Annotated in this window: 14 protein-coding genes and 1 pseudogene; 5 read left to right on the forward strand and 10 right to left on the reverse strand. The window is 63.1% G+C overall.

Annotated features, from left to right (window positions below; translation table 11 throughout):
• Nucleotides 1–5: 5 nt before the first annotated feature.
• The gene (locus IPK59_16610) at nucleotides 6–1,424 is read right to left on the reverse strand and encodes an aspartate aminotransferase family protein (protein MBK8160317.1); all 1,419 of its coding nucleotides are present in this window, start codon (nucleotides 1,422–1,424) and stop codon (nucleotides 6–8) included.
• A 169-nt stretch (nucleotides 1,425–1,593) separates the two neighbouring features.
• On the opposite strand from IPK59_16610, the gene IPK59_16615 reads away from it, so the two are divergent.
• Nucleotides 1,594–2,244 (forward strand): glutathione S-transferase family protein, encoded by a 651-nt coding sequence (locus IPK59_16615; GenBank protein MBK8160318.1) that lies wholly within the window; start codon nucleotides 1,594–1,596, stop codon nucleotides 2,242–2,244.
• 4 nt (nucleotides 2,245–2,248) lie between these two features.
• Here IPK59_16615 and IPK59_16620 read toward each other — a convergent pair.
• The 3 genes and pseudogenes from IPK59_16620 to IPK59_16630 all read right to left on the reverse strand — a co-directional run bounded on the left by IPK59_16620 (nucleotide 2,249) and on the right by IPK59_16630 (nucleotide 3,992).
• Nucleotides 2,249–2,597 (reverse strand): annotated as a pseudogene (locus IPK59_16620) (ArsC family reductase).
• 22 nt (nucleotides 2,598–2,619) lie between these two features.
• Nucleotides 2,620–3,468, reverse strand: coding sequence for a DMT family transporter (locus IPK59_16625; GenBank protein ID MBK8160319.1), 849 nt, complete (start codon nucleotides 3,466–3,468; stop codon nucleotides 2,620–2,622).
• 53 nt (nucleotides 3,469–3,521) lie between these two features.
• On the reverse strand, nucleotides 3,522–3,992 hold the full coding sequence (locus tag IPK59_16630; GenBank protein MBK8160320.1) for a winged helix-turn-helix transcriptional regulator: 471 nt from the start codon (nucleotides 3,990–3,992) through the stop codon (nucleotides 3,522–3,524).
• A 45-nt stretch (nucleotides 3,993–4,037) separates the two neighbouring features.
• Here IPK59_16630 and IPK59_16635 point away from each other — a divergent pair, with 45 nt between their 5' ends.
• Nucleotides 4,038–4,409 (forward strand): DUF488 domain-containing protein, encoded by a 372-nt coding sequence (locus tag IPK59_16635; GenBank protein MBK8160321.1) that lies wholly within the window; start codon nucleotides 4,038–4,040, stop codon nucleotides 4,407–4,409.
• On the forward strand, nucleotides 4,406–5,329 hold the full coding sequence (locus tag IPK59_16640; GenBank protein ID MBK8160322.1) for a cysteine synthase family protein: 924 nt from the start codon (nucleotides 4,406–4,408) through the stop codon (nucleotides 5,327–5,329). The genes IPK59_16635 and IPK59_16640 overlap by 4 nt, the downstream gene beginning before the upstream one ends.
• Before the next feature lies 1 nt (nucleotide 5,330).
• Here IPK59_16640 and IPK59_16645 read toward each other — a convergent pair whose 3' ends face one another.
• Together IPK59_16645 and IPK59_16650 are read right to left on the reverse strand one after the other, a co-directional pair.
• The gene (locus IPK59_16645; protein MBK8160323.1) at nucleotides 5,331–6,035 is read right to left on the reverse strand and encodes a glutathione S-transferase N-terminal domain-containing protein; all 705 of its coding nucleotides are present in this window, start codon (nucleotides 6,033–6,035) and stop codon (nucleotides 5,331–5,333) included.
• Between the two features lie 109 nt (nucleotides 6,036–6,144).
• On the reverse strand, nucleotides 6,145–7,191 hold the full coding sequence (locus tag IPK59_16650; protein MBK8160324.1) for a helix-turn-helix domain-containing protein: 1,047 nt from the start codon (nucleotides 7,189–7,191) through the stop codon (nucleotides 6,145–6,147).
• 179 nt (nucleotides 7,192–7,370) lie between these two features.
• Between IPK59_16650 and IPK59_16655 the strand changes: the two genes are divergently transcribed.
• Nucleotides 7,371–8,447 (forward strand): methyltransferase domain-containing protein, encoded by a 1,077-nt coding sequence (locus tag IPK59_16655; protein ID MBK8160325.1) that lies wholly within the window; start codon nucleotides 7,371–7,373, stop codon nucleotides 8,445–8,447.
• Between the two features lie 51 nt (nucleotides 8,448–8,498).
• On the opposite strand, the gene IPK59_16660 is transcribed toward IPK59_16655, so the two are convergent.
• From IPK59_16660 to IPK59_16675, 4 genes are all read right to left on the reverse strand, one after another.
• A complete protein-coding gene (locus IPK59_16660; protein ID MBK8160326.1) occupies nucleotides 8,499–9,722 on the reverse strand; it encodes an MFS transporter in 1,224 nt (407 codons plus the stop codon).
• Nucleotides 9,723–9,797: 75 nt separating this feature from the next.
• Nucleotides 9,798–10,211 (reverse strand): GFA family protein, encoded by a 414-nt coding sequence (locus IPK59_16665; protein ID MBK8160327.1) that lies wholly within the window; start codon nucleotides 10,209–10,211, stop codon nucleotides 9,798–9,800.
• 31 nt (nucleotides 10,212–10,242) lie between these two features.
• Nucleotides 10,243–10,722, reverse strand: coding sequence for an SRPBCC domain-containing protein (locus IPK59_16670; protein MBK8160328.1), 480 nt, complete (start codon nucleotides 10,720–10,722; stop codon nucleotides 10,243–10,245).
• Nucleotides 10,719–11,018, reverse strand: coding sequence for a helix-turn-helix transcriptional regulator (locus IPK59_16675; GenBank protein ID MBK8160329.1), 300 nt, complete (start codon nucleotides 11,016–11,018; stop codon nucleotides 10,719–10,721). The genes IPK59_16670 and IPK59_16675 overlap by 4 nt, the downstream gene beginning before the upstream one ends.
• A 318-nt stretch (nucleotides 11,019–11,336) precedes the next feature.
• Here IPK59_16675 and IPK59_16680 point away from each other — a divergent pair, with 318 nt between their 5' ends.
• On the forward strand, nucleotides 11,337–13,937 hold the full coding sequence (locus IPK59_16680; GenBank protein MBK8160330.1) for a hypothetical protein: 2,601 nt from the start codon (nucleotides 11,337–11,339) through the stop codon (nucleotides 13,935–13,937).
• Nucleotides 13,938–14,021 lie beyond the last annotated feature (84 nt).

Consider the following 14,021-nt stretch of genomic DNA (forward strand, 5'->3'; position numbering starts at 1 on the left):
CATGATCAGCGCGGCTGCTGGCGCAGGATGCGCCAGGCCGCGCAGATCGCGTCGGCGGCGATGCGGCCTTCCGCTTCCGTCGTCTCGCCCGAGATGATGGAGAGCCGCATCACCTGCTGGCCGCGCCATTTCGCCCCGCCGGCAAAGCAGATGCCGTCCTGCTGGATGCGCGCGATGGTCCGTTGCGTGAGACGGTCGGCCTCATCCGGCGCCGTATCGGTGCCGAAGCGCAGCAGCATCTGGTTGAGCGTCACGTCGTTGAGGACGCTGATACCGGGCTCTGATCGGAACTGCTCTGCCATCGCCTGCGCGACGTTGCAATGACGCTCGACCATGGCGGCGATGCCCGCCCGCCCCAGATGCTTGATGATGGCCCAGGTGGCAAATCCCCGCGCCCGGCGCGAGAGTTCCGGCACGTAATGGCTGGGATCGCGCTCGCCCTCTTGCGTCGGCGGCAGGTAGCTTGCCGCAATCGTCATGGCGCGGCGATGCGCCCCCTCGTCACGCACGATCGCATAGCCGCAATCATAGGGCGTCTGCAGCCATTTATGACCGTCGGTCGCCCAGGAATCCGCCTGATCCAGATCCGCCGCCTGAGGTTTCAGCCGGGCGCTGGCGCGGGCCCAGAGGCCGAAGGCGCCATCGACATGAATCCAGGCGCCTTTTGCGCGCGCCAGCGGGATGAGCGTCGCAAAATTGTCGAAGGCGCCGGTGTTGATCTGGCCCGCCTGCAGGATGACGACGCTGGGTCCAGCCACCTTTGCCATCGCCGCCGCAAAATCATCGACCAGCATGCGGCCCTGCGCATCGGTCTTCACCCGCACGACCCGGTCATGGCCTAAGCCTAAGAACTGCAGCGCTGAAAAGACCGTCGTGTGCGCATCGTCGCCGATCAGCACGGTGATGGGTGGCGCGCCGAACAGGCCGGCAGCTTCCGCGTCCCATCCCACGCGCCGCAGCACCTCGCCGCGTGCTGCCGCGAGACAGACAAAATTGGCGGCAGTGGCGCCGGTCACGAAGCCCACCGAGCAGGCGCGCGGCAGGTCGAGAAGGTCGAGCAGCCAGCCGGCGGCCACAGCTTCGACCGCGGCTGCCGCGGGGGTCGCGACATGATTGCCGGCATTCTGGCCCCAGGCGCTGGTCAGCCAATCGGCGGCAACGCCCACCGGATGCGAGGCGCCGATCACCCAGCCGAAAAAGCGCGGACCGGTCATGGCGTTGAGCCCGGGTTCAGCGTCACGGGCCAAATGGTCGATGAGGGTCTGTGCGTCAGCCCCGCTTTCCGGGACGGGCTCGGCAAAGGTCTGACGCATCTCCGAAAAGGATCGCCGCGCCCCCTGGAATCCGTCCGCGACGCCGGCGCGGTAGCGGATGGCATGGCCTGCCGCCAGTTCCAGGAGTTGCTCCAATGCCTGCGGGTCCATCTCACGCATCTCCCCATTTTTTCGGGCGCATCTTGGGCAGGTTTTCCCGGGCCGGCAAGGCGCCGGTACCCGGGCACGAGCCGGTCTTTTCCATCTTGCGCGTCACCGGAATCCTGGGTAAGTTCCAGACCGATTGCAATATGCAAGCAGTTATCCGGAGTGCCCGCCGATGTCGCTGACCCTCTATGCCCATCCCTTGTCCTCCTATTGCCAGAAGGTGCTGGTGGCCTTCTACGAGAACGGCATCGCCTTCGATGTCCGGCAGCTCTTCGATGGCGACCCGGAGATCGGGCGCGACTTTGCGGCATTGTGGCCGATCCAGCGTATGCCGCTGCTGGTCGATGATGGGCGCGTGGTCGCCGAATCCAGCATCATCATCGAGCATCTGCAGCGCCATCACCCGGGACCCGTCCAGCTCATTCCGGAGGAATCCCTGGAGGTGCGCTTCATGGACCGTGTGTTCGACAATTACCTCCAGACCCCACAGCAGAGGATCGTGTTCGACGCGCTCCGTCCGGCGGAACATCGCGATCCATTTGGTGTCGCCGAGGCCCGCAAGCAGTTGGAGACGAGTTATCGCTGGCTGGATGCGCATCTCGCCGGCCGGCGCTGGGCCGCGGGCGATGTGTTCACACTTGCCGATTGCTCGGCGGCCCCCGCCTTGTTCTATGCCGATTGGACGCATCCCATCGCGCCGGAATTTGCTACGCTCAAAGCCTATCGCCAGCGCCTGCTGGCCCGGCCGAGCTTCGCGCGCGCCGTCGATGAGGCCAGGCCTTATCGCCACCTTTTCCCCTTGGGTGCCCCCGATCGGGATTGAGGCCCTATTTGAACGCCGCCTGATAGCTTTCCGGCTTGAAGCCCAGCAGCCGCTTTTTGCCGAGATCCAGCACCGGCCGCTTGATCATCGAGGGGCTGCGCCAGCATGAGGGCAACAGCCTTGGCGGCATTGAGATCGGCGCGGTCCGCATCGGGAAGCTTGCGGAGGGTGGTGCCGGCGCGGTTGAGGACACTCTCCCAGCCCAACTCCTCGCACCAGGCTGCCAGCCTCTGCTTGTCGATGCTCGCCACCTTGTAATCGTGGAAGGCATAAGCGATGCCGTGATCATCCAGCCAGGCGCGCGCCTTCTTCATCGTGTCGCAGTTCTTGATGCCGTAAATCGTGATCGTCATGTCGGACGCATTTTCCTGAAGTTCAGCGCGGCTTCGGCGCGTGGATGGTGAGCCAGATACCGCCGAGGACCAGCACCGTAACCGCCGCCAGTTTCAGCGACAAGGATTCGCCCAGCCACAGGATGCCACCTGTGGCCGCCACCACCGGCACCAGCAATTGCGCGGCCCCCGCCGTCGCCACCTTCAGCCGCGGCAGCACCGCGTACCAGACGACATAACCGAGGCCCGAGGTGACGGCGCCGGAGGCGATGGCGAGGGCGGCGCCGTGAAATGTCGGCACCGTCAGCTGGGCGAAGGGCAGCAACAGCAGGGCCAGGGGGGCGGCACCGATGAAATTGCGCGCCGTCCGTGCAAAAGGATCGGCCGCCCCCTTGCCCAGCATCGTGTAGATGCCCCAGGCGATGCCGGCCAGCACCATGAGGAGGGCCGCAACCAGGGGCGGCGCCGTGGCGCCCGGCGCCAGCAGCCAGGCCATGCCGGCAAAGGCGATGACAAGGCCCAGCCGGTCGCGTCCCGAAAGCGGCGTGCCGCGCAAGGTCGCCCAGAGGGCAAGGGTGAGCTGCACGGTCGCGAACAGGATGAGCGCGCCAGTCGCGGCCCCGAGGGTGAGATAGGCGAAGGTGAAGGCCTCGCCATAGGCCAGCAGCGACAGCACACCGCCAAGATCGGCGCGGCGCGGCAGGACATCGGCGCGCTGCCGCAAGGCAAGGAGCGCCAGCATCAGGGCGCCCGCGACGAGGCGCAGCGTCACGAATTCAGCAGCGCCGATCGCTGGCACACCGTCGGGCAAGGGCGCGAGTGCCCAGCGCGTCAGCAGCGAATTGCCGGCAAAGGCCAGGATGGCGAGCGCGGTGAGTGCGATGACTCTCAATCTGTGGCCCCAGTCGGTTCGGAATGTGCCGTGCAGTGATACCAGCCGGCCGCTCAGACCGGAAGCGCCGCGGCGGCACGGGCGAGGCGCGGCGACAGGCTGGCCGCCATGAGTTTGCCGAGCTTGGCCTGGGCCTTGCGCCAGACCGGGATCGCCGCCTCCAGGCGCCGCGCACCCGTTTCGGTGAGCCAGACGGCGCGGCGGCGGAGGTCGTTCTCAACCAGCGTGATCTCGATAAGGCACATGCCTTCCAGCGTGCGGAGATTGCGCGACAGGGTGGATTGCTCAAGGCCGGTGCGCCTGGCGAGCGCCCCCAGCGTATCGTCGGTGAGCGACGCAATCTCCGCCAGCAATCCGATCTGCGCGGCACTGAAACCGGTCTCGGCGAGTTCCCGGTCGAGAAACAAGGATATCCGACGCGCCGCCAGCCGGCTGTTCCAGCCGGCGCAGGTGGCGACCAGATGGCGGGCATCAGCGACCAGGGATTTTGGTCGCTGCCTTGACGATTGATTTTGTGAGCTCATAGATCTATGTATATACATAAAATGTAGATACATGGAAATACTTTTATGCTCCGACCCCGCAAACAAGAGCTTTCAGTCAAGCGCATCTACGATCCGCCGGCCAGGACGGACGGCCAGCGCATCCTGGTCGACCGGCTGTGGCCGCGCGGCATCAACAAGGACAAGGCCGCCATCGATCTGTGGCTGAAGGATCTCGCCCCCAGCAACGAACTGCGCCAGCGCTTCCATGGGCATCCCGCCGAATGGGACGCCTTCCGCGCCGCCTATGCGCACGAGCTAGAAGGGGAGGCGGCGATGGCGGCGGTCGCGACCTTGCGCGCACGACTTGCCCAAGGACCGGTCACCTTGCTCTATGCCGCGCGCGATACCGCGCACAACAATGCGCTCGCCCTCAAGGCCTGGCTGGAGGAATCATGATCAACGCGAAAGAAACCATCCTCAGCGGTATCGGCGGCACCAGCCTGCTGCCCCTGCGCCGCATCCGGCCCGGAACCGGCGCCCGCATCCTCCTCAAGCTGGAAAGCGAGAATCCCACCGGCAGCATGAAGGACCGCATGGCGCTGGCCATGATCGAGGCTGCCGAGAAGGACGGCCGCCTTTTGCCTGGCGGGTCGGTAGTCGAATATACCGGCGGCAGCACCGGCGTCTCCCTGGCGCTGGTCTGCGCGGTCAAGGGCTATCCGCTCCACATCGTGACCTCGGATGCCTTCGCCGCCGAGAAGCTCGAACATATGAGGCGGCTGGGCGCAGAGCTCCAGGTGCTCCGCAGCGACAGCGGCCGCATGACCGAAAAACTCACTCGCGACATGATCGAGGCGGCACGCATCGTCGCCGAGCGGACCGCCAGCTTCTGGACCGACCAGATGAAGAACACCGACCAGCTTGCCGCCTATCATCGGATGGCGGAGGAGATCTGGGCGCAGACGGCGGGCAAGGTCGACGCCTTCGTGCAGAGCGTCGGCACCGCGGCCTCCCTGCGCGGCAATGCCGAAGCCCTGCGCCGCTTTAATCCCGCCACCCGCATCATCGCCGTCGAACCAGCCGAATCCTCGGTCCTCTCGGGCGGTGCCACCGGCGCCCACAAGATCGACGGCATCGGCGCGGGCTACGTCGTACCCCTATGGCAAAGAGATATCGCCCAACGCATCGAACGCATCTCGACGGAGGAGGCGAAGGACATGGCAGCAAGGCTTGGCCGCGAGGAAGGCATTTTCGCCGGCACCTCGACCGGCGCCAATGTCGTGGCGGCCCTGCGCGACGCCGAAGCGATGGGGCCGGATGCCACAATCGTCACGGTCATGTGCGATACGGGCATGAAATATCTCAGCCGGCGCTGACCTAGGGCCGCTTCGGAATCTCCAGCCCGCGTTGCACGGCGGGGCGTGCCAAGCCACGCGCGAGCCAGGCCGGCACGTTTTTGAAGCTGGCATAGTCGACCAGATCGCCGGCGCCATAGAAGCCAACGAGATTGCGCACCCAGCCCAGCGTCGCCACATCGGCGATGGTGAACGCGTCGCCCATCAGCCATTGCCGCCCGGCAAGGCGCGTCTCCAGCACACCGAGCAGCCGCTTCGATTCATCGACATAACGCTGCAGCGGCCGCTTGTCCTCATAGTCGCGGCCGGCGAACTTATGGAAGAAGCCGACCTGGCCGAACATCGGGCCGATCGCAGCCATCTGGAAGAACACCCATTGGATGGTTTCATGACGCAGGGCCAGATCCTGCGGCAACAGTTTCCCGGTCTTCTCGGCGAGATAGAGCAGGATAGCGCCTGATTCAAAGAGACCCAGCGGCTTGCCGCCGGGGCCATCGGGATCGATGATCGCCGGGATCTTGCCATTGGGGTTGAGTGCCAGATATTCCGGAATCCAGGTCTCGTTCTTGCCGATATCGATCATGTGCGGCTCATAGGGGAGGCCGATCTCCTCCAGCATGATCGAGACCTTGACGCCATTGGGTGTCGGCAGCGAATAAAGCTGCAGCCGGTCCGGATGCTGCGCCGGCCAGCGCCGGGTGATGGGAAAATCGGAGAGATCGGGCATTCAGGCACTCCATGGATTGCACTGGCAGGGTCGCACTATGAAAGGCGACCACACCGCCGTCCAGTCAGGCAAGCGTTTCATTTGAGCATCGCTGGCATGCAGCCGCGTGCTAGCGGCCCTTCGCCATCGGCCGAGCGAAGGCCGGGATCCGGAAGCGGCGGCGATAGGTGCCGGGGGTGAGGCCGGTGATGCGTTTGAACAGGCGGCGGAAGAAGGCCGCTTCCTCATAGCCCACCAGCCAGCTGATCTCGTCGACGGCAACCTCGGTCCGCTCCAAGCGGCGCTTGGCATCCTCGATGCGCAGGCGCTGCACATAGGCGATCGGGCTCAGGCCCGTGGCGCTGGTGAAGCGGCGCTTGAAGGTGCGCTCGGTCAAACCTGCGCGCTTGATCATCTCCTCCAGCGGATTGGCGACCGAGAAATGCGACGCCACCCAATCCTGCGCGGCCCTGATGGCAAGGTCGCCATGATCGTTGCGCCCCTCGAACACCATATAGGGCGCCAAGCCGTCCTGATGCCATTGGAGGGCGAAGGAGCGCGCCACTTCCTGCGCCGCGGTGGCACCGGCATGGCGGCCGATGAGATAGAGCACCAGATCGTGCCAGGTCATCGAGGCGCCCGATGATACGAGCTCATCGCGTTTCCCGGCGATCACCAGCACCCGTTCCGGATGGATCTTGACCTTGGGGAAGGCGGCGGCGAATTCACGCGTATGGGCAAAATGCACCGTTGCATCCATGCCGTCGAACAGCCCCGTCTCGGCGATGACGAAAATGCCCGAACAGGCCGAGCAGATGAGGGCACCTCGCCTGTGCATGGCGCGCAGCCAGTCGACCAGTTCGGGATGCCGCCCCTTGATCCACCCTTCCGGCCCCAGCAGGATCGAGGGCACGATGATGATGTCGCTCTGCTCGATCTTCAGGAAGCTGCGCTGCACAGTCATCGGCACCCGGCTTGCCAGCTGCAGAGGGCCGGTCCGCAAGCCGACGATCTCGACCTTGAAGGGCGGCGCCCCGCGGGTCGCCATGGCCGGCAGGATCGCAAAGGCGTTCATCACATCGAAGATGCCACCCAGCGTCGACACCACGGCTTCGGGTATGGCGACAAGGCTCACATGGAGCGGCGCCGATCCGGCGGATGGGGTATGTCGCGGCATGTCGGAACTCTGTTGGTGGACGCGCGCCAAGATTAGCATCGGCCTGCAGGTCATGCCACCGCATGGCCCAAATGACCCGATTTTGGACAGGACGGCTCTGCCGCCAGCAGGGCGCCCCTGCGATCTTCCGTTCCGAGCTCGGCACAACGCCGGGCACCGTGACGTAAGGAGATATGACCATGGATACCGTGCAACCCAATGCCATCGACCCCACGAAGCTCAACGCGCTCATCGGGCGGATGGTGGGCGACCTCTCGGCCGGTTATGGCGGCGTGATGGTGAGCCTCGGCCACCGGCTCGGCCTCTACCAGGCGATGGCTGGCGCCGGCCCGCTCAACGCCCGCGAGGTGGCGGCCCGCGCCAACTGCGCCGAGCGCTATGTGCGCGAATGGCTGAACTCCCAGGTGGCCGGTGGCTATTTGGAATATCACGCCATCAGCGAATCCTATGAGCTGACGCCGGAACAGGCTTTCCTGCTCGCCGATCCCGACAGCCCGGTCTTCATCCCCAATGCCTGGGGCACGCCCGCCTCGATGTGGTTCGACGAGCACAAGGCCATCGAGGCCTTCCGCACCGGCAACGGCATTCCCTGGGGCGATCATGACGGCAGGCTCTATTGCGGTGTCGCCTCCTTCTACCGCAACGCCTATCGCGCGAGCCTCGTCCCCGACTGGCTGCCCGCCATGGATGGCGTGGTCGAGAAGCTGCAACGCGGCGCCCGCGTCGCTGATATCGGCTGCGGCCACGGCCATTCGACCGTGCTGATGGCGGAGGCCTTTCCCAAGTCCAAGTTCCACGGCTTCGACACGCATCACCAATCCATCATCGAGGCACAGAAGGTCGCAGGCGAAGGCAAGGTCGCGGGGCGCACCACCTTCATGACCGCGCAGGCGGACACGTATCCGGGCAGCGGCTACGACCTCATCTGCTTCTTCGATTGCCTCCACGACATGGGCGATCCGGTCGCCGCCGCCGCCCATGCCGCCAAGGCGCTCGCCCCCGATGGCACCGTCATGCTGGTGGAGCCCTTCGCCAACGACAAGGTCGAGGACAATATCTCACCCGTGGCCCGCATCTATTACGCGGCCTCGACCATGATCTGCTGCGCGCATGCGATCTCGGAAGGCGGCCGCCTGGTGCTGGGCGCCCAGGCGGGCGAGGCGCGCTTGGCCGACGTGTTCCGCAAAGCGGGCTTCACCCGCTTCCGCCGCGCGGCGGCGACACCCTTCAACCTCATCCTCGAAGCCAGGCTCTGATGGAATAGACTCTGGCGGAATAGACTCTGGCGCGCCGAGCCGCGGCACCCCTCACGCGATGAGCGGTGCCGCGGCCGGTCGCGCCGTTGGCACGGGCTTGAACGTCATCGCGATGAGGAAGGCACCCAGGCCCAGGCCGAACGAGGCGATATAGAGCCAGGTGTAGCTGGCAAACGTATCGAAGATGAGGCCGCCCGCGACCGGCCCCGCCGCCATGCCGAGGCTGCCCGCCATCGCCGTCCCGCCGATCACCGTCCCCATCATCTTCAAGGGGAAGTTCTCGCGCGCCAGCACGGCGTAAAGCGGCATGGTGCCGGCATAGATGAAGCCGAAGATCGCCGCGATGACATAGAAGGCGCTCAAGGATCCGGCGAACACATAAGCGAGCGCCCCGAAGGCCTGCAGCAGCAGGCCAATGACCAGCAGGCGCTTGGCGCCGAACCGGTCGCCGAGAATGCCGAAGGCGACGCGCCCGCCCATGCCGGCCAACCCTTCCAGGCTGTAGATGGAGACAGCGGCGATGAGCGGGATGCCACAGGTGACGGCATAGCTCACCGTGTGGAAGATCGGCCCGGAATGCGTGGCGCAGCAGAAGAAATTGGTGAGCAGCAGGATGATGAAGGGCGGCGATTTCAGCACTTCTCTCACCGACATCCCGGCCGGTTGCGCCTCGCCGGCCGGCATCGCGGCAGGTGCCGCCTCCAGCGCCGGCGGCCGCCGCACCAGCAGCGAGACCGGAATCATCACCACCGCGCACAGCAGTGCGATGATCTGCAGCGAGGCGCGCCAGTCCTGATTGGTCTCGATGAGCCAGGCCGCGAAGGGCGACATGGTCATCGGCGCCATGCCCATGCCGGCCGAGACCAGCGAGACCGCGAGGCTGCGATGGGTGTCGAACCAGCCGGTGACGCAGGCCATCATCGGCGCAAAGATCGCGGCGACCGCCGCTCCCACCAGCAATCCGAAGATCAGCTGGAACGCCAGCAATGAGGTGACCAGGCTGGCGAGCCCCAGGCTCACAGCAAGGAGGGCCGAGCCCATGACCGCGACGGGACGCGGCCCCACCCGGTCCGAGAGGCCGCCCCAGGCCATGCTGGCAAAGGCCAGCGACAGGAAGCCGATGGTCATGGCGCTGGAAACGCCCGTCACCGACCAGCCGGTCTCGGCGGCGATCGGCTGCAGGAAGACCGGCAGCGAAAACATGGCGCCGATGGCAAGGCACCCCAGCACGCCGCCCGCAGCGACGATCACCCAGCGATAGCGGGATTGGCTCATGATCGGGTCTCCCATCGAGTGCGCAGGTTTCGGTCCGGATCAGGCCGCGCATTATGTTGATATCAACCTAACAGGTCAACCCGGCATCTTGTCGAAGGCGGTGAGGGTGGGGTCGAGCCGGTCCCAGGCATGACCGCGCGCATGATAGGTCACCGCCTGCGGCTGGTAGCGGGCTGGATCGTCGAGGCTCGCGGCCGTGATGGAGAAGAGATCCGGCATGGCGGCGAAGGTGAGATAGACCGGCGATCCGCAGATGGGACAGAAGGCGTGGCTCTTCATGTTGCCGCTGTCGGCGGCAAGGCGCCATTCCGTGGCTTTCCCCTCGACCTTCACGGCGCTTCTGCCTGCGAAGGTGAGGTAGGAGCCGTGCCCCGTGCCGCTCCGCTGCTGGCAATGGCGGCACTGGCAATCGTTCTGGAAGATCGGCTCAGCATCGATCTCATAGCGCACGGCGCCGCAGGCGCAGCCGCCGGTAAAGGCCTCGCTCATCTCGTCTCTCTCCTTGAGTATGCGAAAGGGGTCAGTCTTGCTGGCCGGCGATGGTGCCGAGATTGTGGACGACCTTCTTCCACCCGTTGCTCATGCTGGTATAGGCCGTCTCGTTCCGGGGCAGATCGAAGCCCGCATGGACGACCTTGAGCCGCGTGCCCACGCCGACCGAGGTCAGCGCGAAGGTGACGGTGGTGTCGAGCAGCGAGCCATAGCCGACATTCGCCGCATGCCCGCCGCGCCAGGCATAGACCAGGCGCTGGTTCGGCACGACCTCAAGGATCTCGCAGCGGATGATCCCGTCCCAGCCGCCTGCCGCCGTCGTCTGGAAGGTGAAGCGGTTGCCGACGCGCGCCTCAAAGCCGGTCGGCTGCATCATCCAGCGCGCCATCAGCGCCCCATCGGTGAGCGCCCGCCAGATCGTCTCCGGCGCATGATGGAACACCTCATCGACGACGATCTGCTGGACGCCAGAATCTTGCGACGTGGATTTCAACGCGGAATCGGTCATGGGTCGATATCCTTCAGCAAGGTGCGGAGGTCGGCAAACCGGTCGCGCCAGAAGATGCCGTAATGGCTCATCCAGTCGAAGAGGGGGGCAAGGCCCTTGGGCTCCGCCCGGTAAAACACCTGGCGCCCCTGCGCCCGCTCAGCCACCAGGCCCGCAAGCTTCAGGGATTTGAGATGCTGCGAAATGGCCCCCTGGCTCACCCCGCTCCCTTCGGTGAGGTCCCGGACCGAGATCTCATCCGTCCCCACAATGCGCTCAAACACAGCCCGCCGCGTGGGATCGGCCAGGGTCTTCATCACGGCATCAATGGGGCGGGGCTTGTCATGCGGAGAATGATTAGCAGATGCTAATGCATTAGTCAATGCTAATTAATTAAAAATCGTGTACCGAGAATCTTAAAATCTTGGGACTGAAGGCCGTGAGCTCTATGCTCAGTTGTAGGCATTACGATCCTGCTTTTCAGGCAGCCCGGAACTGGTGAATCACAATGCGCGGTCACCACCACGATTCTGTTATCGCCGCCCTAAGGCGAATTTCGGCAAACGATCTTCAGATGCTCGCGGAAGATATGGCGTGCGTAAAGTTTCCAGCCCGCTTTCGACAGGGGAACACTGATGCGGAGGGGCCGCAATGTCAATCAGCAGACAACTAAGAACTGGCCCGACGCGTGTGTCTCGACTGGCGATGGTGAAGTCGACGGTATCGAAGCAACGCGCCAAGATCGCTGGGCGGATCACCTGGAGGAAGATTTAAAGAAGGCGCGCGGTTACGGCAATGACAAGTTGACGGGCTATTTCTTTGTCGGTGGCAATGCGGCTAGTAAGCCGTCCGCAGAGGATGTTCCTAACTGGACCAATAAGTTCGCAGCATTGGGTATTCCACGAGATCGCATCACGCTGTTGATTGGCAATGATCTTGTCTCAGAGTTGGAACGGCCGGAATATGCTCAGATATTACTGAGGCGCCTCGGAATAGTTCCTGTGAGCTGCTGGTATGAACCCCTTGGTCGATCCGAGATAATCAAGCGGCCATTGGGCGCATTTGGGCCGTCAATGGAGGAATTTGTAAACGGACAAGTCGGCGCACCCGCCATTCTCGTTGAGGTCGAAACTAGACTCGTGAACGAGGGTGTTGCATTCGTTCGGGGGTATGGTGCTGCTGGCAAGACCACTCTTGCTTATCTTATTGGCCTAAGTATTGATCGTGCGCCGATGTCGGTCTGGTACTGCGACCTAGCGACTAAAACGGATGCGCCAAGTGCAATAGCGCTCAATGAACTAGTGGAGCTTGCTGGGCCTGGGGCGTTGTTCATCGTCGACAATGTCCATATTGATGAAACTCTAGCGGCAAGAATTGAAAAGCAATGGCGAGATTTTGCCAAGGTGCTGGGCGCCACGCTCTTCCTCTTGGGGCGTGTTACAACGCACTCGAAGGATGGACCGCTGGATCACATCGAGAGCATTGAGCTAAGGGCCGGGTTTGATGAAATGCGTTCTGTCGTACGGCGGCTCGCAGCGCGATCAAATGCTGCATCACTACCAATCGCAGATGAAGTTGTTGCTAAGTGGGCTGGAACATTTGGTGGGAATGAAGACCCAGATAAGACAGCAGTCGATCTCATAGCGTTCACTGCCTCAGTCGATAGGCGGCTATGTGATTTTATTGTTGGCGACTATCGCCTTTCGGCGGCAGACGCGATCGATGGAATTCGAGCACGATACTTGCAGCCACTGGCCGATGACAAGGAGCTTGGAAACCTACTTGCACTCGCGACACTCGCTGAATTTGAGATTGAGGCTACGGACGATCTGTTACCCAACACAATTAAGAGATTAGATCGTTCAACGAACGAACTTGGGATCGTGTTGCACGGCCAGAACCGCTTTAACGGAGGCCGTACGTATCGCCTAATTCATGCGGCCATTGGCGATCTCCTTCTCCAGGCCGCAGGGAACGCCGTTCATATCGAGACCCAACTTGCTGAGATTTGTAGCCGAAGCCCTGCCACGGGACTACGCATAATGGCGGCGCTGCGCAAGGCAGACGATGAAAGTGACCGCATTTCCCTGGTCGAGAGGTGCATCTTGGATGCGCTCGCAGAAGGTGACATCGCGCGTGATGCCGCCAACCTTTATGAGCTAGCGGCGTTGGTTCGACACGCCCTAACCACTAAGATTCGTACACCTCAAGATTTGGACCGTCATTTGGCAAAGAGTATGCGACTCTTCAATCTACTCGAAAGCGTCCGAGACCTATGGGGCGTGACCAATTTTCTCTCATGGATCAGCAAATTAGGCCTATCAGCGATCGCGGATCTTGTTTGCGCGCAAGCTGCAGCGGCTGGAACTGCGGCGCATGAAGCGATTTACCGCGCCTCGGTAATCGACGCATGTGCTCTGATCCGAACGGCTCCGAGTCCACACCTAGTGCTCCACAGCATCGCCGTTGAGCGCTGGTCCGAGGGCCACGCCATATCGCCATCTCAGCCGATTGGAGAGGTCGTTGGCGCAATAACTTATCTTGAGGATGTGGGTTTCAAACATCTCGCAACCTCGCCGGCGCTGAGACAAGTTAGCTTAGCTGAACCACGACAATGGTCGAGGTGTGACCTCAGTCATCTTTCGCATCTAGTCAGGTTGTCGCAATGCTCGCAGGTCGAAAGTAATCATCTGGTAGAAGTTTTAGCCGAAAGCGGCTGGATCCATAAGGCATTTGAAGACGGTCCCATTGGGTCTCTGTGCGGTGCGCTGCTCTCACTCGCGAATCACGCACCCAGTAGCCTCCGGGCCATCCTTCTTGTGCCATCGCTCGATAGTCGAGTGGCTCGCGAGATTCACGCTCCGCGTGAGGGCCGCGCCAAGCGTGCAGCGCGCGGTATCTGTTTGGCCGGAGCATATTCGGCGCTTGGTGGTAGAGTGGCAAAGGAGCCTCCCCTGTCAATGGAGCCCGCCACCGCGGAGTGGTTTCTAAACGATTTAATTATGAAGAAGCGGCCGTCGGAACTCGGCATGTACGAGTTACAATTTTGGCTCGGCTTAAAAGCACTTTATGAAGCTGGGATCGGCCCAAGCGCGATGAAGTTGAGCCTGGGAGAGGCATTTCTGGCGAAACTAACCGCGTCAACTGTTCCAACTAGTCAGGCGGCAGTAATTAAGCAAGAGCTTGTGGCTTGGCTCAACGCGCGCAAAGCGGACGGATGGCTGAAAGATTTGTAGGAATCGAAGGGCTGCGTCTCGCCGCCTATCAATCGAGCGAATCTTGGGCCATTTGGCGTTATCCGCTCGGCATCAGCTGCTATT

The sequence above is a fragment of the Rhodospirillaceae bacterium genome (assembly GCA_016712715.1).
GTDB lineage: Bacteria > Pseudomonadota > Alphaproteobacteria > Dongiales > Dongiaceae > Dongia.